Genomic DNA, 22,263 nt, shown 5'->3' on the forward strand with positions numbered 1-22,263 from the left:
TCGGTGTAGGCGAGGACGGACTCGCGCGCCTTCCCGTTGAAGACATCGATGCCCATGTCCTCGATCTCGCTCTTCTCGGTGATCCCGAGCTGCTTCATCGCCTCGAGTTCGGCGGGAAGACCGTGGGTGTCCCAGCCGAAGACGCGGTCGACCTTCTTGCCGCGCATGGTCTGGAAGCGCGGGAAGAGGTCCTTCGCGTACCCGGTGAGCAGGTGCCCGTAGTGGGGCAGTCCGTTGGCGAACGGAGGGCCGTCGTAGAAGACCCACTCATCGGCATCCTCGCGCTGGGCGATGGAGGCGCGGAAGGTGTCGTCCTGCTTCCAGAACTCGAGGACGTCCTTCTCGATCTCGGGGAACCGCGGGCTGGCGGCGACGGAGGAGGTCGAAGCGGCGGGGCCGAAGGCGGAGGTGCGGGGATAGGTCATCGTGTCTCGCAGAGATCGTGGGCGGATGCTGCTGCGAGGACGACCCTGTACAGGACCGCGGTACCACCTCGCGTGCCGCGCCTCACGGCGCTGCCCCTCTCACTGCGGCGATGACGGGCCTGCCCCGCTCGGTTCTACTGGGTCACACGGACCGTTCTTCCGAGAGCTCCCCGGTGATGGCCGGATCGATGCTGGTGCGTCCATTGTACGCGGCATCCGCTCTCTCGTGGGGCCGCGTGTGCGCCGCACGAATCCCGCAGAACGGCACGCATCTCGCAGGCATCTGCCCTGTCTCTGCGTGAACCGTGCTGTTCTGCGAGATCTGAGCAGGCTCAGGCGGCGTGCAGACCCTGCGCCACGGCGCGCATGATGAGGTCCTGCACGAGCGGCCATTCGAACGACGAGCAATGGATCGGCGTCGGGAGAGGCCAACCATCCCTGGCGGATCCGCACGAGCTCGCCCTCCGCGACCGCGGTCTCGAACGCCGTGCGGCGGAAGCCGAGCTCGCGCATGTCCGCCGTGCGCGCGACGCCACCGCGGACGGCGACCGCGTCTGCCAGCTGCGAGCGGAGGCCCGAGGACATGCGCATCAGCCTTGCGCCGTCGCATCCGCTCGCAGCCTTGCGCAACCGCGATCAGTGCGCGCTGGGCCGCTTCACGTGCCGGTGCAGAACGAGTCGCTGCTCGCCGGAATCTCGCAGAATCGCCCAGATCTCGCAGGCATTCGCGAGATCTCTGGGAGATCAGTGCTGTTCTGCGAGTTCCGTGCGCATCATCCCTCGCGGTGGTAGCCGTGCAGGTCGTCCTGCACGCCGTTGATCCAGATCTCCGCGCCGCCGTCGGGATCGGGGAGACGGATCGTTCGCGCGAACGCCTCATCGACGACGGAGGCCGCGAAGCCGGCGTCACGCAACCGCGCGGCAAGCGCGTCGAGATCGCCGCGCGCCTCGAAGGACAGTCCGATCCGCGCCTCGCCCTCGTGCAGCCCGATCGACCCGCCGTCGCACAGCATCTCCACCCAGCCGCCCCTGTCGGCTGCGACGCCCGCCCGGAATCCGAGCGCATCGAGGATCGCACGCGGCTCGTCGAGCTCGGGCTGGAACCAGATCGGCTGCACGGCGATGTCACCGATGCCGCGCTGCACCGCCCCCTCGGACACCGACACCGCGATCCCGGATGCCGGCCGCACGAGGAGCATCTCCCCCACGCCGTCCATGACGAGCCGCTGCGTCGCGAACCCGTCGAGGGCGGATGCCGCGGCATCCAGCTCCGGCACGATGAGGTGGATGTCGACGGTTCCCGCAGGATGCTGCTCCGTGACGCCGTGGACGGCCAGCACTCCGTCGGCGTGGAACTCCGCCCATTCGGCCGTCGGTTCGAACGGCGCCACGAAGCCGAGCGCCTCGGCGAGCGTCCACCACCGCTCAGGCTCGGCGGTGTACAAGATCTGCTGCACGACGGTCATGACGGCACCTCCAGGTAGGCACGCAAGGCCTTCTCGACCAGCGCGGAGAGGCTCGCCCCCTCGTCGATCGCGCGATGCTTGACCTCCCGCACGAGGTCGGGCGGGAGATACACGTTGAACTGCACCTTCGGCTTCGCATCTGCTTGCATGCTAGCAATTTAGCATCGGCATCCGCGTAGGATCAAGAGATGGCTCGAGCTTCGCAGTCCCCCGCCGCGCCGCGGGTCTCTCCACCCGATCTGCCGCCTGTCCTCGCACCCGCCGACCCCGGCCGCGCTGTCGATCTCATCGCGGCACGCCTCTCCCTGACCGGCATCGCGGATCTCGCGCATGCCACCCTCGAGCAGTGCACCATCACCGCGGATGCCGATGCCGTCGATCTCCGCGGGGCGACACTGCTGGACGTCGACGCGAACGACATGCGCGTCGCGTCCCTCTCGCTGCGCGACGCGAACATCCGCCGTGTGCGGATCACCGGTGGCCGCATGGGCACGCTCGACCTCAGCACGACGCGCATCGACGAGCTCGCTCTGATCGACGTCCGCGTCGACTACCTCAACCTCGGGGCGGCGAAGGGCACGGACCTGCTGTTCAGCGGATGCAGCATCCGTACCCTCGACATGCCCCAGGCCCAACTGACCCGCGCCCGCTTCGATGACTGCCGCAGCGGCGAGGTGGATCCCCGTGGCCTCCGCGCGAAGGACGTCGACCTGCGCGGGCTCGACGCCGCCGCCTACATCGACACCAACGGGCTCCGAGGCGTCACTCTCTCCCATGAGCAGGTTCAGTTGCTCGCCCCCGCCCTCGCCGCAGGTGTCGGCATCCACGTTCAGGACTGAACGAGTAGCTCGGCGAGCTCCCCCAGTGCATCAGCCCCGGTGAGTTCGCCCTTCATCAACGGCACCTCGATCACTGGGATGCCGGGGACGGATGTCCGCACCTTCGCGAGGTGCCGGTCCTCGACAGTGCGCCTCGCGCGCAGGATGTCGCCACCATCGGCGGGAGAGCGCCGGTTCGCGATGAGAGCGGTGACGCGCACGTCCATGCCGCCCAGCGCAGCGACCACCTCGAGTGTCTCGGCCACGGGAAGCGCCTCCGCCGTGAACGCGACGACGAACCCGCTCGCTCGGTCGTCCGTGACCGCCGCCTGCAGGCCCACGAATCGTTCCCTGCGCCGCTGCAGCGTGCGGCGCAACTCCGCTTCCGTCGATCGCTCGGGGTCGCCGCGTCCGGTGAGGCCCCGCATCGCCGCGGAGAAGCGTTCCGAGCGATCGCGATTGCGCAGCAACGTGTCCGTCCACCCGGCGAGCTGGCCGGGCAGCGCCAGCAGACGCAGCGTGTGCCCGGAGGGTGCCGTGTCGAACACGACGAGGTCGTAGTCTCTTCCGCCGAGTTCTGCGGCCTCGGCGATCCGCTCGAGGACGGCGGATTCGTGACTGCCCGGCGCGAGCCTGGCACGCGCGAGATGCTCACGCGCCTGCGCATGCTGTCTCTCGGGAAGCAGTCGCAGCATCGTCTGCTCGACGGCGGCGAGATGACGATCGATCGTCCGGTCAGGGTCGATCTCCACGCCGTCGACCGCGCCACCGACGGGTGTGGCTAGGCGGACCGGCTCGTCCCCCACCTCTCGCTCCCACAGATGGCCGAGGTTGTGCGCCGGGTCCGTCGACACGACGAGCACGCGAGCTCCCTGACGCGCACGCGCGAGCGCGATCGCCGAGGCGAGCGAGGTCTTGCCCACCCCGCCCTTGCCGCCGACGAACAGCAGTCGGCGTTCCGGGTCCGTCAGCAGCATGTCATCTGGTCCAGCGGTGATCGCGGCATGCCCATCCGTCGGTGCCAGGCATGGAACTCCTCGGCGAGGAGCGGCATGAGCTCTGCGCTGTAGTACGCGGCCGGGTCTGGCACGCCCAGCGCTTCCCCGAGCACGACGAGCGTGAACAGGTCGTCCTCATCGCGTCGTTCTCGAGCGAGCGCCTGCCGGTAGGGACCGGCGTAATACTCGTTCAGCCCGGCGCGGAAGGCGGCCCAGCGCCGCGCTAAGCGCGGGGCCGCCGTCCGATGCGTCACGTGTCAGACCTCCTCGCGCACCGCCTGGATCCCGGCATCCTCGTCCTCGGGCTCCGGCGGGGACGCCGCGGCCTTGCGCATGGCGATCACCGCCTCGATGGCGACCCAGACGCTCGCGACGATGATGATCACATCGAGTGCGAACAACAACCAGTCCGGCTCTGACGGGTTCGTGAAGGAGAAGAGCTGTTCGAGGGCCGCCCAGAACGACATCACGAAGACGAAGATCAGCGGGAGCAGTGCCGGCAGGATGTTGCGGCGCTTCCGGATCAGCATCACGGTGAGGATCGACAGTGTCAGCGCGGCCAGCAGCTGGTTCGTCGTGCCGAACAGCGGCCAGATACGCAGTCCGCCGTCTCCCCCGAGCCCCTGCGAGAAGGTCAGGCCGAGGCCGACGACCACCACCACGAGCGTCGCGGCGACCTTCGGGATCTTCACGTGCACGGCGTCGCCGATCTCCTGGACGACGAAACGCAGCAGGCGCATGCCGGTGTCCATGGTCGTCGCCGCGAACAGCACCGCCATCGTCGCGAGTACGGTCGCACTGAGGGATGCCGGCAGGCCGATTCCGTTCTCCAGCAGCGCCCCACCGCCCTGCACGAACGCGCCGACGCCGCCGGCTCCGAAGGAGCTGTAGACCTCTTCCCATTCGGCGACCGTGCGGAACCCGCCGATCACGGCGAGGATCGTGCCGAGCGACAGCAGACCCTCGCCGACCGCACCGAAGTAACCGACGAAGCGCGCGTCGGTCTCCTTGTCGAGCTGCTTCGAGCTCGTTCCCGAGGAGACCATGCCATGGAAGCCGGAGATGGCACCGCAGGCAATGGTGACGAACAGCAGCGGGATCATGCTCGGTGTGCCTTCCGGCAGCGCCGTGTTGATCATCGGCGCGACGATCTCCGGCTTGTCGGCCGCGAACAGCGTGCCGATCAGGACAGCACCGTAGAGCAGACCGAGACCGACGAAGAGTTGGACCCCGTTGATGTAGTCGCGCGGCTGGAGCAGCACCCAGACCGGAAGAAGCGACGCAATAGCACCGTAGACGAACAGCGCGAGGATCCAGAAGGTGGCCGGGCCCATGCCGAGGAAGTCGTCAGGCAGCACGACGGGCATCTGGTCGCCGAGCACGATCAACGCGTAGAGCGCCGCGACACCGACGATGGTCACCGGGAGCAGGGGCCAGCGAAGGCGGTAGACCGCGACCCCCACGAGCAGCGCCACGATGATCGCGCCCCAGGTCGGGATCACAGCGGAAGGAGTGCTGATGAGCAGGTTCTTGATGACGACCGCGAATGCTGCGATCACCATGAGCAGCAGGAGGAAGATCACGACGAGGAACAGGTTGGCGCCACGTTTGCCGATGTAGCGCGCGGAGAGTGCACCGATCGATCGGCCCTTGTTGCGCGTCGACGCCCACAGGGCGCCGAAGTCATGCATCCCCGCGAAGAAGACCGTTCCGAGCGTCACCCACAGGAAGGCAGGGAGCCATCCCCAGATGACGGCGATGGCCGGCCCGACGATCGGGGCCGCCCCGGCAACAGAAGTGAAATGGTGCCCCCACAGGATGAACTTGTTCGTCGGCATGTAATCCACACCGTCTCTGAGTTCGTGCGCAGGCGTCGTGTACGACGCGTCGAGCCGGTACACCCGTTTGGCCAGGTACCTCGAGTACACGAGGTATCCGAACACGAACAGAGCGAGGCCGATGAGCATCAGTAGGACAGGACTCATGGGCGATCTTCCTCTCTCATGACGACAGCTCCGTCGCCATGTGGTGCCCCACCGTAGCAAACCTGAAAGAACGCTGAGCGAGGAGGCTCGGGGTGTCGGCGGGCCTCACCGCGCCGCGAGCAGCTCCTGGGTGAACGGATGCTGCGGGTCGTCGAAGACCCCCGCCACCGGCCCCTGCTCCACGATCACGCCGTCCTGCATCACGAGCACCTCATCGGCGACGGCCGCGACCACATCGAGGTCGTGCGAGACGAAGATCATCGTGAGGCCGCGGTCGCGCTGCAGCCGACCGAGGAGCTGCAGCACCCGCTCTCGGACGGAGGGATCCAGTGCGGAGACCGGTTCGTCGAGCACGAGGATGTCCGGTTCCGCGGCGAGCGCGCGAGCGATCGCCGCGCGTTGACGCTGACCTCCCGACAGCTGCGCCGGACGCCGTCCGGCGAGCTCGGCATCCAGGCCCACCTCCGCCAGGAGCGCGCTGACCCCCGCGTCCCGCTCCGACCGTGCGACTCCACCGGCGGCGAGCGCTTCCCGCAGCGAGCGCCCCACCGTCCACCGCGGGTCGAACGCTCCCAACGGGTTCTGGTGGACGAGCTGCACCCTGTGGGCTCCCGGCCACCGCAGATCCCCGGCGTCCGGGCGCTCCACCCCGACGATCATCCGTGCGAGCGTCGTCTTCCCCGAACCCGACTCTCCGACCACGCCCAGTGTCCGTCCTCCGCGCACGGTGAAGGAGGCGCCGCGGACGGCCGGCGTGCCGGAGAAGCTCTTGGAGACGTCGACCGCGGTCAGCACCGCCGCCCCCTCGTCGAGTCGTGCGGCTCGGGGCTCATGCGCCGTCGCGGCGATGAGCGCGCGCGTGTAGGGGTCGGCCGGAGCATCGAGGACCTCGCTCGTCGAGCCCTCTTCGATCACCCGTCCTGAGCGCATCACGAGCACCCGATCGGCCACCCGGCGCACGGCGGCGAAGTCGTGACTGATGAAGACCACGGCGGTGCCGGCATCCGCGATCTCACGCAGCAGTGCCAGTACGCGAGCCTGCACGGTCGCATCGAGCGCGGTCGTCGGTTCGTCCGCGACGAGGACTGCGGGCGCGGCCGCGAGCGCAGAGGCGATCAGGGCGCGCTGCCGGAGCCCGCCGCTGAGCTCGTGCGGGTACTGGGCGGCGCGGGAGTGCGGTGACGGCATCCCGACCGATCGCAGCAGCTCGTGCACCTTCGCACGTCGCTCGGCCGCGCTCTGGCGCGTGTGGATCTCGAGCGGCTCCGCCACCTCGGCGCCGATCCGGCGGAGAGGGTCGAGAGAGACCAGGGCGTCCTGTGAGACGAGCGCGACACGAGACCCGCGGATTCCTCGCCACTGTCGTTCCGACGCACGACGGAGATCGACCCCGTCGATGTCGAGCGCGCGAGCACTCACCTGCGCGGTTGAGGGGGTCAGTCCGAGCAGCGCCGACGCTGTCAGCGACTTGCCCGCTCCGGATTCGCCGACCAGGGCGACGCACTCGCCGGGCGCGACGTCGAACGACACCCCGTCGACGAGCACCCGCGCTCCGATGGCGATCGACAGATCCTCTACGCGCAGTACCGTCATGAGGTTCTCCCTTCGGCCCTCGCCCGCAGGGCCCGGCCGACCACGGTGGCCGAGATCACGGTCAGGGTGATCGCGAGGCCGGGGAACACCGAGATCCACCACGCCGAACCCAGCACGTTGCGGCCGCCGGAGAGCATGAGACCCCACTCCGGCACCGGCTCGACGGGTCCGAGTCCGAGGAAGCTGAGACCGGCGACGGCGAGGATGCTCGTCCCGATCCCGATGGTCGCCAGGACGCTGAGCGAGCCGATCACCCCGGGGATCACGTGCCGGGTGAACGCCTGCAGAGGCGGCACCCCGAGGATCTTCGCGGCTTCGACGTGCTCGGCGAGCGCGAATGTCCGCGTCTGCACGCGTGCGAGCCGGACGTACACCGGTATGGCGGCGATCGTCACTGCCACGGCGACGTTCGCCGGGCCCGGTCCGAGGATCGCGACGACGACGAGCGCGACGAGGAACTCGGGGAACGCCATCAGCACGTCCGTGATCCGCATCGCGACCGCGTCGACGGGGCGCGGCGCGACGGCGGACAGGGATCCGATGATCAGCCCGAGAACGAGCGCGAGCGCTGTGGCGAGGACGCCGATCCCCACCGAACGCCCCGCCCCGTGGACGACCCTCGAGAACACGTCGCGCCCGCTCTGGTCGGTGCCGAAGAGATGCGCAGCGCTCGGCGGCTCGAGCGCGGCGCGCACGTCCACCCGGAGCGGGTCCGCCGGGGCGATCACGTGCGGGAAGAGCGCCATGGCCGCGATCACAGCGAGGACGAGGAGTGCGAGGCCGAGCACGATCCGGCGGGAGACGCTCATTGCGGTACTCGCTCTGGCACGACGCGGGCGGCGCGGCGCTGTCGTGGGTCGATCAGCAGATGCACGAGCTCGACGACCACGTTGACGGTGACGAAGATCAGGGCGCTCAGCAGGATGATGCCGGTGATCACCGGCAGGTCCCTGTCGGTGATGGCGGCAAGTGTCACCCGCCCGATCCCGGGGCGGGCGAACACGGTCTCGACGAGCACGGCGCCACCCAGCAGCGACCCGACGAGGTAGGCGGTCAGCGTGAGCGCCCCCGCTGCGCCGTGCCGGAGGGTGTGACGCGCCGTCAGCCGGACGGGGCCTGCTCCTCGAGCACGGACGGTGGTCGCGAACGGCTGCCTCTCGGCCGCCTCGATGCCGTCGCGGAGCACCTGCCCGAGAAGAGCGGCGACGGGGAGGGCGAGCGTCACGGCGGGGAGCACGATCGTCGCAGGGTTCCGCGTGCCCGAGACGGGGAACCAACCGAGCCCGAACGCGAAGACGCTCAGCAGCAGCAGGCCGATCCAGAAGACCGGTGAGGAAAGGACGACCAGCTCGGCTGCGGCGAGCACGCCCCGCGACACCTGTCCGCGGATGAGGAGGGCTCCGGCGAGCGCGAGCACGATGGCGATCGCCAACGCGGCCGCCGTCAGCTGCAGCGTGGCGCCCAGCTGGCGACCGATCACCTCGGCGACCGGCATCCGCAACTGATACGACTCCCCAAGATCACCCCGCACGAGCTGAGCGAGGTACGCCGCGTACTGCTCCAGCGGTGGGCGATCCAGCCCGAGCTCGGCCCGGATGCCGTCCTTGACCGCGTCGCTCACCTGCGCCTGCGGCCCGAGCATCACGGAGACGGGGTCGCCGGGGATGACACGGAACGCGAGGAAGGCGAGGGTCGCCGCGCCCCACAGGACGATGACGACGGATGCCGCGACGGATGCGACCCGGATGAGGACTGGTTTCACGACCGGGTCAGTCGAGCGCGACCCGGTAGAACAGCGGACGACCGTACAGGTCGTACTCGAGCCCGGACACGGTGTCACCCGATGCCGTGATCAACGACGGGCTGTAGAGCGGCACGATCGCTGTGTACTCGGCGTTCCACTGCTGCAACTGTCGGTAGATCGCCGCACGATCGTCCGGATCGCTGACGGAGATGCCCTGCTCGAGCAGCGCATCGATCTCGGGATCGCTCACCTGCGAGGCGTTCTGGAACCCATCGGTGTGCAGGTGGCTGCGCAGCAGGTCGGCATCGACGCCCGAGAAGCCCCAGTCCGTGAGGTCGAACGTCTTCGGGCCGTACTGCTCGTTGTACGCCCCGGGTTCCAGGACCTCTCGGACGACCTCGAATCCGATGTCGGCGAGATCCGACTGGATCGCGTTGCCGAGGGCGGCGCGGTCGTCGGGAACCGGAGTCCAGGCGATCCAGCGCACGGACAGGCGCTCGCCGTCCTTCATCCGGACGCCGTCGCTGTCGCGGTCGGTCCACCCCGCCTCATCCAGCAGCGCCTCTGCGGCGTCAGGGTCGAACGGCCAACTGCCCTCGAGGTCGGGGTCGTATCCCGGGGTGGTCGCCCCGAGGATGCTCCATGCCCTGGGGAACTGTCCGAAGAAGATCTCCTCGACTGCCGCGTCGATGTCGATGCCCCGCGCGAATGCCTGACGCACCTTCTCGTCCGCGAAGACGCCGTAGTCCTCGTTCAGGTACAGCGAATACGGCAGTCCGGCGTACTCCACCGAGTCGACCGTCAGCGTGTCCGGCAGGTCGACGGCGAGGTTCGGCGGGATGTTGCTCGCGAGATCCGCCTCGCCGCTCTCGAGGACACCGGCGCGGACGGATGCCTCGGGGAGGATCTCCACCCGCAGCGTCTCGAACTGCGCGGCCTCGGCGCCGTCCGGGCCCCAGGCGTAGTCGGGGTTGCGGGTGTAGACGAGCTCCTGATCCGGCGTGTACTCGGTGAGCTCGAACGGGCCGGTGCCGACGTTGATCCCCGGACCCCCCGCCTTGAGCTGCTCGACGGACTGCTCCAGCGCCTTCGGTGAGTAGAAGCCCAGGTTGGCTGTGCTGGCCGCCTGCAGGAACGGTGCATACGGCTGGGTGAAGGCGACCTCGACGGTGTACTCATCGATGACGGTCGTGCCGGCGTAGAAGTCGGCTCCGAGCATGCTCGCCGCCTGCGCGGAGGCGGTCTCGGGGGCGACGATGCGGTCGAAGTTCGCCTTGACCGCCGCCGCGTCGAAGGGTTCACCGTCATGGAACGTGACGTCGTCGCGGAGCTCGAACGTGTATGTCGTGCTGTCGTCGGAGACCTGCCAGTCCTCAGCGAGCCACGGCGAGAACGATCCGTCGGCCTCCTGGTGGACGAGGGAGTCGAGGACGACCCGCTGGACCATGCTCGACACGTCGAGCTGACTGGTCTGCGGGTCCATGTGGCCGGCTGCGAGGTTCGCGCCCTCGATCGCCCACACGAGCTCCCCTCCGCCGTCGGAGACGTCGTCGTTCGCGGTGCCGGCGCACGAGCTGAGCAGGAGGGCGGCCGCCGCGGCGAACGCGGTGATGGGCAGAATACGGCGCACGAGCGAAGTGGGCATGCGGGTCCTCAGAAAGGCGGAAGGGGTGGATCCATTCTACGCGTCGTTTTTGGACGGGGTCGAAATAGGACACCACCGGCCGCCGGTGCCGTGTCGTTAGACTTGGACGACACACTCACACTCAGGCACGTACACACCGTGCCGCATACATCGCCCGAGGAGACCTCTCATGGCCGCGTCCACACCGAACCAGATTCCCGACAAGCCGGTCCTCGAGGGGCTCGAGGCGAAGTGGGACGGAGTGTGGGCCGAGCAGGGCACGTACCTCTTCGACCGGCTCCGCGCCGCTGAAGCCGGCCGCGACGGCGTCTACTCGATCGACACGCCTCCCCCCACGGCATCCGGCTCGCTGCACATCGGGCACGTGTTCTCATACACGCACACCGACGTCAAGGCCCGCTACGAGCGCATGCGCGGAAAGAGCGTCTTCTATCCGATCGGCTGGGACGACAACGGACTGCCGACCGAGCGCCGCGTGCAGAACTTCTACGGTGTGCGGGTCGACCCCACGCTCCCCTATGACCCCGATTTCGTGCCGCCGTTCGAGGGCAACGCGAAGAGCCTGAAGGCCGCCGATCAGCAGCCCATCAGCCGACGCAACTTCATTGAGCTGTGCGAGCGCCTCACGGTCGAGGACGAGAAGCAGTTCGAGGACGTGTTCCGTCAGCTCGGGCTCAGCGTCGACTGGACGCAGACGTACCGCACGATCTCGGACGAGACGATCCGCCAGAGCCAGCTCGGATTCATCCGCAACCACGAGCGCGGTGAGGCCTACCAGGCCCTCGCCCCGACGCTGTGGGACGTCGACTTCCGGTCCGCCATCGCGCAGGCCGAACTGGAGGACCGCGACCAGCAGGCGTCGTACCACCGCATCGCGTTCCATAAGACGGACGGGTCCGGCGACATCCACATCGAGACCACGCGCCCCGAACTCCTCGCCGCCTGCGTCGCCCTCGTCGCCCACCCGGATGACGAGCGCTACCAGCCCTACTTCGGCCAGACCGTGCGCACCCCGCTGTTCGACGTCGAGGTCCCCGTGCTCGCCCACCATCTCGCGCAGCAGGACAAGGGTTCCGGTATCGCGATGGTGTGCACCTTCGGAGATGTCACCGACATGATCTGGTGGCGCGAGCTCGATCTGCCGATCCGCACGATCCTCGGACTCGACGGCCGCGTGATCGCCGACGTCCCCGACGTCATCGCCTCGGATGCCGGCCGGAACGCGTACGCCGAGCTGGCCGGCAAGACCGTCTTCAGTGCCAAGAAGCGCATCGTGGAGCTGCTGGAGGAGACCGGCGAGCTCCTCGAGGTGTCCAAGCCGTTCAACCACGCGGTGAAGTTCTTCGAGAAGGGCGACCGCCCGCTCGAGATCGTGTCGACCCGTCAGTGGTACATCCGCAACGGTGCCCGCGACGAACAGTTGCGTGAACAGCTCCTCGATCACGGGCGCGAACTGCAGTGGCACCCCGACTTCATGCGCGTGCGCTACGAGAACTGGGTCGGCGGTCTCACCGGCGACTGGCTCGTGTCCCGCCAGCGCTTCTTCGGCGTCCCGCTCCCCGTCTGGTACGGCCTCGACGAGAACGGTGAGCGCGACTACGACCGTGTCATCCTCGCCGACGCCGCCTCACTGCCGGTCGACCCGACCACGGACGTCCCGCCGGGGTACACCGAGGATCAGCGCGGCGTCGCAGGCGGCTTCGAGGCCGAGGTCGACATCCTCGACACGTGGGCGACGTCCTCCCTCACTCCGCAGCTCGCGGGTGGCTGGCAGCGCGACGAGGAGCTGTGGAACCTCGTCGCCCCGTTCGACGTCCGCCCGCAGGGCCAGGACATCATTCGCACCTGGCTTTTCTCGACCATGCTGCGCTCGACGCTCGAGGACGGCCGCTCCCCCTGGAAGCACGCCTCCGTGTCCGGCTTCATCGTCGACCCCGACCGCAAGAAGATGTCGAAGTCGAAGGGCAACGTCGTCACCCCGGCGGACATCCTCGACAAGCACGGCTCGGATGCCGTCCGGTACTGGGCCGCGTCGAGCCGCCTCGGTGTGGATGCCGCGTTCGATCCGCAGAACCCGACGCAGATGAAGATCGGCCGCCGCCTGGCGATCAAGATCCTCAACGCGGCGAAGTTCGTGCTGTCCTTCCCTGTGCCGGAGGGCGCCCAGGTCACGCACGCGCTGGACGCGTCGATGCTCGCGGCTCTCGATGAGGTCGTCGCCGAGGCGACGAAGGCGTTCGACGCGTTCGACCACGCCCGCGCCCTCGAGGTCACCGAGTCGTTCTTCTGGACGTTCTGCGACGACTACCTGGAGCTCGTCAAGGAACGCGCGTACGACCAGACCGATGTCGGGCAGCCGTCCGCTGCGCTTGCGCTGCGGATCGCGCTCTCGACGCTGCTGCGTCTGCTCGCCCCCGTGGTGTCGTTCGCGACCGAAGAGGCATGGAGCTGGTTCGAGGAGGGCTCGGTGCACACCGCCGCGTGGCCGTCGGCCGGAGACCTCGCCGGTGGAGACACCTCCGTGCTCTCCGCGGCCAGCGCCGCACTGATCGGCATCCGCCGGGCGAAGACCGAGGCGAAGGCGTCCCAGAAGACCCCGGTCTCCCGCGCCGTGATCACCGCTCCTGCCGCATCGATCGAGGCGCTGCGCGCCGCAGCGGGTGACCTGCGAGCCGTCGGTCGCATCGCCGAGCTTGAGGTCGTCCAGGGCGAGGAACTCGCCGTCACCGAGATCGAGCTGACGCCCGCTGAGGAGAACTGATGCAGCTGGGGACCCGTTGGGCGGCGGGCACGGATGCACCGGCATCCGTGCCGGCCGCCCTGCTCCCGGCGATCGCCGAGGTGGAGGCGCAGGGACTCGGCGGCCACTGGACACTGACCTGGCTGGAAGGTCGACCGATCGCTGAACTGGACGCCGGGTGGGAAGTGTTCCTCACGGCATCGGGTGAGGTCGTCGCCCGCCCCTTCCAGGACTGACCCCGCACTCAGCGTCGGCGCAGCCCCGCCTGCGCGAGCAGGTGGTCGGTCGCCAGCGGCGGGGTCGGATGAGCCTGCTCGGCGTGTATCGCGGCAAGCATCGCGTCGCGACGCTCGTGACGCCGCTCGGCCCGCTCGGTCGCCCAGCGGGTGAGCACCTTCGCCAGCCGGATCGACCAGCGCTCGACCGTCGTCGCGCCCCGTGGCACGGCGAACGTGCTGTCATAGGCCACAGCGCTCATGATGAGCTCTCCTTCGTGTTCGTGAGGTTCTTGAGCGGGAAGACGTCGGCGCGCACGCTGACGCGGCGTACTCCCTCCCCTTTCTGGCCGCGGTACCTGTGCCCGGCCTCGTCGATGATCGCCTCGATCTTGTGGATCAGTTCAGTGGTCTGCTCCGGCGTCATGCTGATCCCACTGGTGAAGGACGCACTGGCGTCCACCCATTCCTCCGGCTCCCGATCTATGCGTCCGCCGAAGTACTCCATGAGATCGTCGTTGCGGCGACGGTGCATCTCCGTCACGGCCACCTGTAGTGCGGCTTCGCCTGCCGGGGAACCCTGCACCGCGCGGGAGTCGTAGACGATCCCGCCCGGCGGTCGCTCCCACCAGCGCTCGCGCCCACCGCCCTCCCCGGCCACCTCTCGGATGAGCGCGTGTCGGGCGAGTGCACGCAGGTGGTAACTCGTCGCACCGGAGGACTCGCCGAGGATCTCCGCCAGAGTGCTGGCGGTCTGCGGTCCTTCCTGTGCCAGGACGTCGAAGATGCGCACGCGCAGAGGGTGCGACAGCGCCCGCAGCGCCCCGGCATCCAGAACCCGCCGTTCGTCGTCCGCTCCTGGCGTCTCGTTCTCGCTCATATCGCAAAGATAGCATTGCAAAGGTTTCTTTGCAAGCATTCCTTTGCAGCCCTTTGTTTGCACCGACGGATCGCCGCTGCGGCAGCGACCGCCATCCGTCGTAGGCTCGAGTGATGAACGACGCCGCGAATCCGCTCCTCGCTCCCCCGCATCTGCCATACGCACTGCCGGACTATGCCGCGATCCGTCCAGAGCACTATCTACCGGCCTTCCGCGCCGCGTTCGACGAGCACCTCGCGGAGATCTCCGCCATCACCCGCGTGCGGTCGATGCCGACCTTCGAGAACACGATGGTCCCCCTCGAACAGTCCGGCTCCCTGCTCGACCGCGTGGCGCACGCGTTCTACACCGTCAGTTCCGCCGATGCGACTGCGCAGATCCAGGCGATCGACGAGGAGCTCGCGCCCCTCATGGCTGCGCACGAGGACGCCATCCGGCTCGACGCGCAGCTGTACTGGCGCGTGAAGACGCTGCACGATCAGCTCGATGAGCTCGCTCTCGATGTGGAGAGCCGATACCTCGTGGAGCGGCACTACCGTGAGATGACGCACGCCGGCGCCGGCCTCGACGACGAACACAAGACTCGACTGACAGCGTTGAACCAGATGCTGTCGACGCTCACCACGACCTTCGAGAAGAACCTGCTCGCCGACACGAACGAGCTCGCCGTGATATTCGACGACGAGGAGGAGCTCGACGGGCTCACCGACGGCGAGCTGTCCGCCGCTGCGCGCGCCGCGACCGAGCGCGGGCTCGACGGGAAGTTCCTCGTCACGCTGCCGCTCTTCACCGGGCATCCGTACCTGGCCAGCCTGACTCGCCGCGAGAGCCGCCGCCGGATCATGGAGGCGTCGCGGTCTCGCGGCATGCGGGGCAACGAGCACGACAATCGCGCCGTCCTGACCGACATCGTGGCTCTGCGAGCCGAGCGGGCCGCGCTCCTCGGGTACGACTCGCACGCCGCCTATGTCACCGCGGACGAGACCGCCGGTACGCCGGACGCGGTCGCCGATCTGCTGCGCCGGCTCGCACCGGCCGCAGCATCCAACGCCCGCACCGAACAGGCTGCTCTCCAGGCGATCATCGATGAGACCGAGGCGGAGCGGTTCGCACTCGAGGCGCACGACTGGGCCTTCTACACGGAGAAGGTGCGCACGGCGAAGTACGACATCGACACGGCGGCGCTGCGCCCCTGGTTCGAGGCCGAGCGCGTGCTCCAGGACGGCGTGTTCCACGCCGCGACGCAGCTCTACGGGGTGAGCTTCAACGAACGCCACGACCTCGTCGCCTACCACCCTGGCGCCAGAGTCTTCGAAGTCTTCAACCCGGGTGGCTCACCACTGGGGTTGTATGTGCTCGACCTCTACACCAGGGACACCAAGCGTGGCGGTGCGTGGATGAACCCCATCGTGAGCCAGTCCGCGCTCCGCGGCACGGCCCCGGTCGTCGTCAACAACCTCAACGTGGCGCAGCCCGCGGACGGGCAGCCCACACTGCTGACCCTCGACGAGGTGACCACTCTGTTCCACGAATTCGGTCACGCGTTGCACGGCCTGTTCGCGACGGTGAACTACCCGCACTTCGCCGGCACGAACGTCTTCCGCGACTTCGTCGAGTTCCCCAGCCAGGTCAACGAGATGTGGATCCTGTGGGCGGAGGTGCTCGACAACTACGCCCGTCACCATGAGACCGGCGAACCGCTGGATGTTTCGATCGTCGAGCGACTGCGCGCGTCCGAGACGTTCAATCAGGGGCACGACACCAGCGAGTATCTCGCAGCCGCCTGGCTTGATCAGGCGTGGCACCGACGGGGAACGTCGGATGCCGTCACCGATGTCGACGCGTTCGAGGCTGAGGCGCTCGCCGACATCGGTCTGGACAACCCTGCCGTGCCGACGCGCTATTCGTCGACGTACTTCGCGCACGTCTTCTCAGGCGGATACAGCGCGGGGTACTACTCGTACATCTGGAGCGAGGTGCTCGACGCCGACACCGTGGAGTGGTTCCGTGAGAACGGCGGCCTCACTCGAGAGAACGGTGACCGCTTCCGCGCGCGGCTGCTCGGCGTCGGCGGATCGAAGGATCCGCTCGAGGCGTATCGCGACTTCCGCGGCCGTGATGCCGACATCGCTCCACTGCTGAAGCGCCGCGGCCTGGGCTGACGGGCACGATCGGACGGCCTGCGCAGCGGCGCCGAGGCCCGCGCGACCAGCACACCGCTGGTCGAGGCCCGGGTCACCGCGCTTCTCACGGCAACAGATCGAGGCTGCGGGCGAAGTCGCGCATCCGGCGCGCCATCTCGTGCGGAACTTCGGCGACGGCGAAGTGCCCACCCTCTTTCAGTCGATCGAACGAGCGCAGATCGCGATAGAAGTCCCGTGCCACGCTCTCGGGGTAATCGTGCTCGTGGCGCTGGATCGCGACGGCGGCCGGCACCTCGACCGGCGGGATCGGTGCGGGCTCTCCCTCGTCGAAGTATGGCCGGAAAGAGGTCGCGATGCTCTGCGTCGCCCAGTAGAACATCGCCTCCGTGAGGATGCGCTCACGGGAGATCCGGCGTTCGAGCAGATGCGGCTGGCCGGATGGGGTGTCGCTCCATTCGACGAGCTTCTCCGCGATCCACGCCAGGAGCCCGGCGGGCGAATCGTTCAACGCCGCAGCCAGAGTGTCCGGCCTCGTCCCCTGTACGTGACCGTAGGCCCCGTCGGGGCCGCCTGACGCCGCCAAGCGGTCGAAGAATGCGCGCGCAGCGGGGTCGGTGCTGCGCGCGCGTTCGGCATCCGTACCGAAGTGCGCATGAGTCGCGAGGATCCCTTGTACGGACGACGGGTACGCCGCAGCGATGAGGTCGCTGACATTCGCCGACACGTCTTCACCGTAGGTGAGGTAGCGGTCGTAGCCGAGAGTCTCCGTCATCAGCCTGTGCATGAGTTCGGCCATGACGGATTCGGTCATGGTGCCGTCGTACGGTTCCGAGAATGCGAAGCCGGGCAGGCTGGGCACGATGACGTCGAAGTCCGGCAGCAGGTGCGCGAACTCGAGCTGCAACTGGAACGTATGGGGCCAGCCGTGCATCACGAGCAGGGCGGGGGCACCGATGCGGGCGGAACGCAGATGGACGAAGTGGATGCCCGCCCCGGCGACGTCGGCGATGAAGTGCGAGTCGGCGTTCAGCTGCGCTTCGCGCTCCCGCCAATCGAAATCGTGCCATGCCGAGACAAGGTCACTCAGGTAGGCCGCGTTCATCCCCGCCTCTGGCCGTCGGGGCGAGTCGGGCAGGAGCCGAGCGCGTTTCAGCCGCGCGCGCAGATCGTCGAGAACCGCATCAGGAACCGAAACCCGGAAGCGTCGCATGCGCCGAACCTACTCCGCCCCTGTGACGTTCGGGTCACCCTCTCAGGAATGCCTGCGCCTTGAACCAGGTCAGCTGGTGAAAGCTCTGCTGCAGTCGCTCACCGAGATCGGCGAACGGGGTGACCCGGACGCTGATGGTCTCGCCCTCGTCGAGGGACTGGTCGGCGACGCGCACACAGTCGCGAGCGAGGAAGTGGTGTACGCGGTTGGTCTGATTGCCGAAGTTCGCCCATGTGGCTCCGAGGTCGACGATCTCACGCGCGGCGAATCCGGTCTCCTCCTGCAGTTCCCTACCCGCAGCCTGCACAGGGGTCTCGCCTTCGCCGACGGCACCGCCGATCGTCCCGATCGCGACGATGCCCGCCCCGTGACGGTACTCCTCGACGACCACGACGTCACCGGCAGGGGTCAGCGCCAGCACGGACACCCATTCGGCCGGCTCGAGAACGTAATACGGGGCGATCGTCCGCCCCGCGGCGTCGATGCAGGTGTCAGCGCGAAGACGGATCCACCGATCGGCGATGACGGTCTCGCTGGCGGTGACCACCCATGGGGCGGGCCCCATCGATTCCCCCGCCATCAACGACTCATGCGCTCTTGCGCTTGCGCTCCATCACGACGGTGGGCGGTGCGCCCTCCTCGACCGAGGCGCGCGTGACGACGACCTTCTTCACGTCCTCCGCAGAAGGGATCTCGAACATGATCGGACCGAGAACGTCTTCCAGGATGGCGCGGAGGCCGCGGGCTCCGGTCTTCCGCTCGACGGCGAGGTCGGCGATCGATCGGAGCGCGTCCTCGTCGAAGTCGAGCTCCACATCGTCGAGCTCGAACATGCGCTGGTACTGCTTCACCAGTGCGTTGCGCGGCCCGGTGAGGATGTCGATGAGTGCGGTCTGGTCGAGGGGCGACACGGATGCCACGACGGGGAGCCGTCCGATGAACTCGGGGATCAGACCGAACTTGTGCAGGTCTTCGGGAAGAACCTCGCTGAACAGGTCGAGATCCTTGGTCTTGTCGTGCAGCGGGGCGCCGAACCCGACCCCGTGCTTGCCGACACGCGATGACACGATGTCTTCCAGACCGGCGAATGCTCCGGCGACGATGAACAGGACGTTCGTCGTGTCGATCTGGAGGAACTCCTGGTGCGGGTGCTTGCGACCGCCCTGGGGCGGGACGGAGGCGACCGTGCCCTCGAGGATCTTCAGCAGAGCCTGCTGCACGCCCTCGCCGGAGACGTCGCGGGTGATCGACGGGTTCTCCGCCTTGCGGGCGATCTTGTCGATCTCGTCGATGTAGATGATGCCCTGTTCGGCGCGCTTGACGTCGTAGTCGGCGGCCTGGATGAGCTTGAGGAGGATGTTCTCGACGTCTTCACCGACATAGCCGGCCTCGGTGAGAGCTGTCGCATCGGCGACGGCGAACGGGACGTTCAGGCGCTTCGCCAGCGTCTGAGCGAGGTAGGTCTTGCCGCAACCCGTCGGGCCGATCATCAGGATGTTGCTCTTGGCGATCTCGATCTCGTCGGCCTTCTGCTCGGCCAACTGGAGCGTGCCGTGCGCGCGGACCCGCTTGTAGTGGTTGTAGACGGCCACCGACAAGGAGCGCTTCGCATGCTCCTGCCCGACCACGTACTCCTCGAGGAACGAGTAGATCTCTCGCGGCTTGGGAAGCTCGAACTCGGTGACGCCGTCGGCGGAGGACTCCGCCATGCGCTCCTCGATGATCTCGTTGCACAGCTCGACGCACTCATCGCAGATGTATACGCCGGGGCCGGCGATCAGCTGCTGCACCTGCTTCTGGCTCTTTCCGCAGAACGAGCATTTGAACAGGTCAGCGCTTTCACCGATTCTGGCCATGCGCATCCTCCTTGGAGCCTGAGAGACAACTTCGAGCCTAACCGCTCCCTCGGACACTGCGGCGTATTGGCGGCGGTCGATACGAAATCGAGGGATCGCGCCGACCGCGCGCGGATGCCCGGCCCGGCGGAGCCCCGACCTCGACACGGCGGGTGTGCGCGCGGCGCAGGTCACACACGAAAGCGCCCACGTAGTCCCGCATACGGGATCACGTGGGCGCTCTCATACTGCGAATCACACGGAGCGGGTGATGTCAGATCATGCTCTTCGTGTGCCAGACGGTCTTCGTCTCGGTGAACGCGGCGATCCGCTCCGGCGACGCGGTGACCGCGCCCGGCGCGAGCACCCGCTTGAGCGTGTCCGCCGCGGATATCTGCAGATCGACCCAGTCGAGCGCACCGGCGCCTGCGAGGTCGAGCGCGTTGACGTCAGCGTGCGACGCGAGCCACGGGGCGATCTCCGCCGGCGAGCCGGTGAGGACGTTGACCACTCCCCCTGGCACGTCGCTTGTGGCGAGCACCTCCGCAAGGCTGATCGCTGACAGCGGGAACCGCTCGCTCGCCACGACGACGACCGCGTTTCCGGCCACGAGTGCCGGTGCGACGACGGAGACGAGTCCGAGCAGCGCCGAGTCCTGAGGCGCGATGATCGCGACGACACCGGTGGGCTCCGGCACGGAGATGTTGAAGTACGGGCCCGAGACGGGGTTGGCGTTGCCCGCGACCTGTGCGTACTTGTCGCACCATCCCGCGTACCAGACCCACAGGTCGATGGCCTCGTCCACCTGCGCCGCAGCAGCGGAGGACGAGGCGCCCTCCTGCGCCATGATCTCGTCGATGAACTGTGCACGGCGTCCCTCGAGAACCTCCGCGACACGGTAGAGCACCTGGCCGCGGTTGTAGGCTGTGGCCCCCGACCACCCCTTGACCGCCGCGCGCGCGGCGACGACGGCATCCCTCGCGTCCTTGCGCGAACCCTGCGCCGCGTTGGCGAGGAAGGCGCCCTTCGGCGAGAGCACCTCGTAGGTGCGTCCGGATTCGCTCCGCGGGAACTTGCCGCCGATCGCGAGCTTGTACGTCTTCGGAACAGTCAGTCGCTTGCTCATGCCGAAGCTCCCTTCAGGTATGCGGTGAGGCCGTGGCGGCCGCCCTCGCGGCCGTAACCGGATTCCTTGTAGCCGCCGAACGGGCTCGACGGGTCGAAGCGGTTGAACGTGTTCGCCCACACCACACCGGCGCGCAGCCGGTCGGCGACGGCGAGGATGCGGGATCCCTTGTCGCTCCAGATTCCGGCGGACAATCCGTAGGGCGTGTTGTTCGCCTTCGCGATCGCCTCGGCCGGGGTGCGGAAGGTGAGCACCGAGAGCACCGGCCCGAAGACCTCGTCCCGCGCGATGCGGTGGGATGCCTCGACACCGGTGAAGATCGTCGGTGCGAACCAGAAGCCCTTGTCCGGGATGGCGCAGTCCGCGGTCCAGCGCTCGGCGCCCTCCGCCTCGCCGATGTCACTCAGTTCGCGGATGCGGGCGAGCTGAGCGACGGAGTTGATCGCACCGATGTCGGTGTTCTTGTCGAGCGGGTCGCCGAGACGCAGCGTCGACAGGCGGTTCTTCAACCGGTCGATGACCTCGTCATGGATCGATTCCTGTACGAGCAGTCTGCTGCCTGCGCAGCACACGTGGCCCTGGTTGAAGAAGATGCCGTTGACGATGCCCTCGACGGCCTGATCGATCGGGGCGTCGTCGAAGACGATGTTGGCGGCCTTGCCTCCGAGCTCGAGGGTGACCTTCTTGTCGGTGCCCGCGACGGCCTTGGCGATGTCGCGGCCGACACCCGTGGAGCCGGTGAAGGCGACCTTGTCGACGCCGGGGTGGCGGACGAGCGTCGCGCCGGTAGAGCCGGCGCCGGTGACGATGTTCACGACGCCGGCCGGAAGGTCGGCCTGCTGCAGGATCTCCGCGAAGATCAGCGCCGTGAGCGGCGTGGTCTCTGCGGGCTTCAGCACGACGGTGTTGCCCGCGGCGAGGGCAGGAGCGATCTTCCACGCGAGCATGAGCAGCGGGAAGTTCCAGGGGATGATCTGTCCGGCGACGCCGTGAGCGCGGGGGTTGGCTCCCAGCCCTGCGTAGTCGAGCTTGTCGGCCCACCCTGCGTAGTAGAAGAACCAGGATGCGACGAGCGGCACATCCACGTCGCGGCTCTCCTTGATCGGCTTGCCGTTGTCGAGGCTCTCCGCGACGGCGAGCTCACGGGCGCGCTCCTGCACGAGGCGGGCGATGCGGAACAGGTACTTGCCCCTGTCGCGGCCGCTCATCTTCGACCACACCTTGTCGTAGGCGCGGCGGGCGGCGGCGACGGCGCGGTCGATGTCCTCGTCCGATGCGCCCGCGATCTCCGCGATGTGCGATTCATCCGACGGCGAAATGGTCGCGAAGCTGCTGCCGGAGCCGTCGACGAACTCGCCGTCGATGAAAAGGCCGTAGCTGTCGCGCAGGTTCAGGATCGCCTTCGATTCGGGCGCCGGAGCATATTCCAGGAATGACAT

General features: G+C 68.1%; 21 protein-coding genes. 4 read left to right on the plus strand and 17 right to left on the minus strand.

Annotated features, from left to right (window positions below; all coding sequences use genetic code 11):
- The 3 genes from HD600_RS00005 to HD600_RS00015 all read right to left on the minus strand — a co-directional run.
- Positions 1-425: class I tRNA ligase family protein (locus HD600_RS00005; RefSeq protein WP_184280675.1), on the minus strand; the 425-nt coding region annotated here is incomplete at its 3' end.
- Between the two features lie 773 nt (positions 426-1,198).
- Positions 1,199-1,891: a VOC family protein gene (locus HD600_RS00010; RefSeq protein ID WP_184280678.1), complete on the minus strand. Its 693-nt coding sequence runs from the start codon at positions 1,889-1,891 to the stop codon at positions 1,199-1,201.
- Complete coding sequence (locus tag HD600_RS00015; protein ID WP_184280680.1) at positions 1,888-2,040, minus strand: ribbon-helix-helix domain-containing protein; 153 nt, start codon at positions 2,038-2,040, stop codon at positions 1,888-1,890. Before HD600_RS00015 ends, HD600_RS00010 begins: the two co-directional genes overlap by 4 nt.
- A 39-nt stretch (positions 2,041-2,079) precedes the next feature.
- Here HD600_RS00015 and HD600_RS00020 point away from each other — a divergent pair, with 39 nt between their 5' ends.
- Positions 2,080-2,730, plus strand: coding sequence for a pentapeptide repeat-containing protein (locus HD600_RS00020; RefSeq protein WP_184280681.1), 651 nt, complete (start codon positions 2,080-2,082; stop codon positions 2,728-2,730).
- Here HD600_RS00020 and HD600_RS00025 read toward each other — a convergent pair.
- The 7 genes from HD600_RS00025 to HD600_RS00055 form a co-directional block, all read right to left on the minus strand.
- Positions 2,721-3,686, minus strand: a complete 966-nt coding sequence (locus HD600_RS00025; protein WP_184280683.1) for an ArsA family ATPase — start codon at positions 3,684-3,686, stop codon at positions 2,721-2,723. The genes HD600_RS00020 and HD600_RS00025 overlap by 10 nt on opposite strands.
- Positions 3,677-3,961 carry a cory-CC-star protein gene (locus HD600_RS00030; protein WP_184280685.1) on the minus strand — a complete coding sequence of 95 codons (285 nt, stop codon included), beginning with the start codon at positions 3,959-3,961 and terminating at the stop codon, positions 3,677-3,679. The genes HD600_RS00025 and HD600_RS00030 overlap by 10 nt, the downstream gene beginning before the upstream one ends.
- Positions 3,962-3,964: 3 nt before the next feature.
- The gene (locus HD600_RS00035; protein WP_184280687.1) at positions 3,965-5,692 is read right to left on the minus strand and encodes a carbon starvation CstA family protein; all 1,728 of its coding nucleotides are present in this window, start codon (positions 5,690-5,692) and stop codon (positions 3,965-3,967) included.
- A 105-nt stretch (positions 5,693-5,797) separates the two neighbouring features.
- Positions 5,798-7,285 carry a dipeptide ABC transporter ATP-binding protein gene (locus tag HD600_RS00040; protein WP_184280689.1) on the minus strand — a complete coding sequence of 496 codons (1,488 nt, stop codon included), beginning with the start codon at positions 7,283-7,285 and terminating at the stop codon, positions 5,798-5,800.
- Positions 7,282-8,094 carry an ABC transporter permease gene (locus HD600_RS00045; RefSeq protein WP_184280691.1) on the minus strand — a complete coding sequence of 271 codons (813 nt, stop codon included), beginning with the start codon at positions 8,092-8,094 and terminating at the stop codon, positions 7,282-7,284. Before HD600_RS00045 ends, HD600_RS00040 begins: the two co-directional genes overlap by 4 nt.
- Positions 8,091-9,047: an ABC transporter permease subunit gene (locus tag HD600_RS00050; RefSeq protein WP_184280693.1), complete on the minus strand. Its 957-nt coding sequence runs from the start codon at positions 9,045-9,047 to the stop codon at positions 8,091-8,093. Before HD600_RS00050 ends, HD600_RS00045 begins: the two co-directional genes overlap by 4 nt.
- Positions 9,048-9,054: 7 nt before the next feature.
- On the minus strand, positions 9,055-10,674 hold the full coding sequence (locus HD600_RS00055) for an ABC transporter substrate-binding protein (protein ID WP_184280695.1): 1,620 nt from the start codon (positions 10,672-10,674) through the stop codon (positions 9,055-9,057).
- 169 nt (positions 10,675-10,843) lie between these two features.
- Here HD600_RS00055 and valS point away from each other — a divergent pair, with 169 nt between their 5' ends.
- On the plus strand, positions 10,844-13,435 hold the full coding sequence (gene valS / locus HD600_RS00060; protein ID WP_184280697.1) for a valine--tRNA ligase: 2,592 nt from the start codon (positions 10,844-10,846) through the stop codon (positions 13,433-13,435).
- Complete coding sequence (locus HD600_RS00065; protein ID WP_184280699.1) at positions 13,435-13,650, plus strand: hypothetical protein; 216 nt, start codon at positions 13,435-13,437, stop codon at positions 13,648-13,650. The genes valS and HD600_RS00065 overlap by 1 nt, the downstream gene beginning before the upstream one ends.
- An 8-nt stretch (positions 13,651-13,658) precedes the next feature.
- Here HD600_RS00065 and HD600_RS00070 read toward each other — a convergent pair whose 3' ends face one another.
- Positions 13,659-13,892 carry a hypothetical protein gene (locus HD600_RS00070; protein ID WP_184280701.1) on the minus strand — a complete coding sequence of 78 codons (234 nt, stop codon included), beginning with the start codon at positions 13,890-13,892 and terminating at the stop codon, positions 13,659-13,661.
- Entirely contained in the window at positions 13,889-14,509 is a 621-nt protein-coding gene (locus HD600_RS00075; RefSeq protein WP_184280703.1) for an ArsR/SmtB family transcription factor, read from the minus strand. The genes HD600_RS00070 and HD600_RS00075 overlap by 4 nt, the downstream gene beginning before the upstream one ends.
- Before the next feature lie 113 nt (positions 14,510-14,622).
- Here HD600_RS00075 and HD600_RS00080 point away from each other — a divergent pair, with 113 nt between their 5' ends.
- The gene (locus tag HD600_RS00080; protein ID WP_184280705.1) at positions 14,623-16,671 is read left to right on the plus strand and encodes a M3 family metallopeptidase; all 2,049 of its coding nucleotides are present in this window, start codon (positions 14,623-14,625) and stop codon (positions 16,669-16,671) included.
- A gap of 85 nt (positions 16,672-16,756) precedes the next feature.
- Here the strand turns inward: HD600_RS00080 and HD600_RS00085 are convergent, their stop codons facing one another.
- From HD600_RS00085 to HD600_RS00105, 5 genes are all read right to left on the minus strand, one after another.
- Entirely contained in the window at positions 16,757-17,863 is a 1,107-nt protein-coding gene (locus HD600_RS00085; protein ID WP_184280707.1) for an epoxide hydrolase family protein, read from the minus strand.
- A gap of 34 nt (positions 17,864-17,897) precedes the next feature.
- Positions 17,898-18,443, minus strand: a complete 546-nt coding sequence (locus tag HD600_RS00090; protein ID WP_184280709.1) for an NUDIX hydrolase — start codon at positions 18,441-18,443, stop codon at positions 17,898-17,900.
- Positions 18,444-18,450: 7 nt separating this feature from the next.
- On the minus strand, positions 18,451-19,719 hold the full coding sequence (gene clpX, locus HD600_RS00095) for an ATP-dependent Clp protease ATP-binding subunit ClpX (protein WP_184280711.1): 1,269 nt from the start codon (positions 19,717-19,719) through the stop codon (positions 18,451-18,453).
- Between the two features lie 253 nt (positions 19,720-19,972).
- On the minus strand, positions 19,973-20,824 hold the full coding sequence (locus tag HD600_RS00100) for an aldehyde dehydrogenase family protein (protein WP_184280713.1): 852 nt from the start codon (positions 20,822-20,824) through the stop codon (positions 19,973-19,975).
- Positions 20,821-22,263 (minus strand): aldehyde dehydrogenase family protein, encoded by a 1,443-nt coding sequence (locus HD600_RS00105; protein ID WP_184280715.1) that lies wholly within the window; start codon positions 22,261-22,263, stop codon positions 20,821-20,823. The genes HD600_RS00100 and HD600_RS00105 overlap by 4 nt, the downstream gene beginning before the upstream one ends.

This window comes from Microbacterium ginsengiterrae (assembly GCF_014205075.1).
GTDB classification, from domain to species: domain Bacteria; phylum Actinomycetota; class Actinomycetes; order Actinomycetales; family Microbacteriaceae; genus Microbacterium; species Microbacterium ginsengiterrae.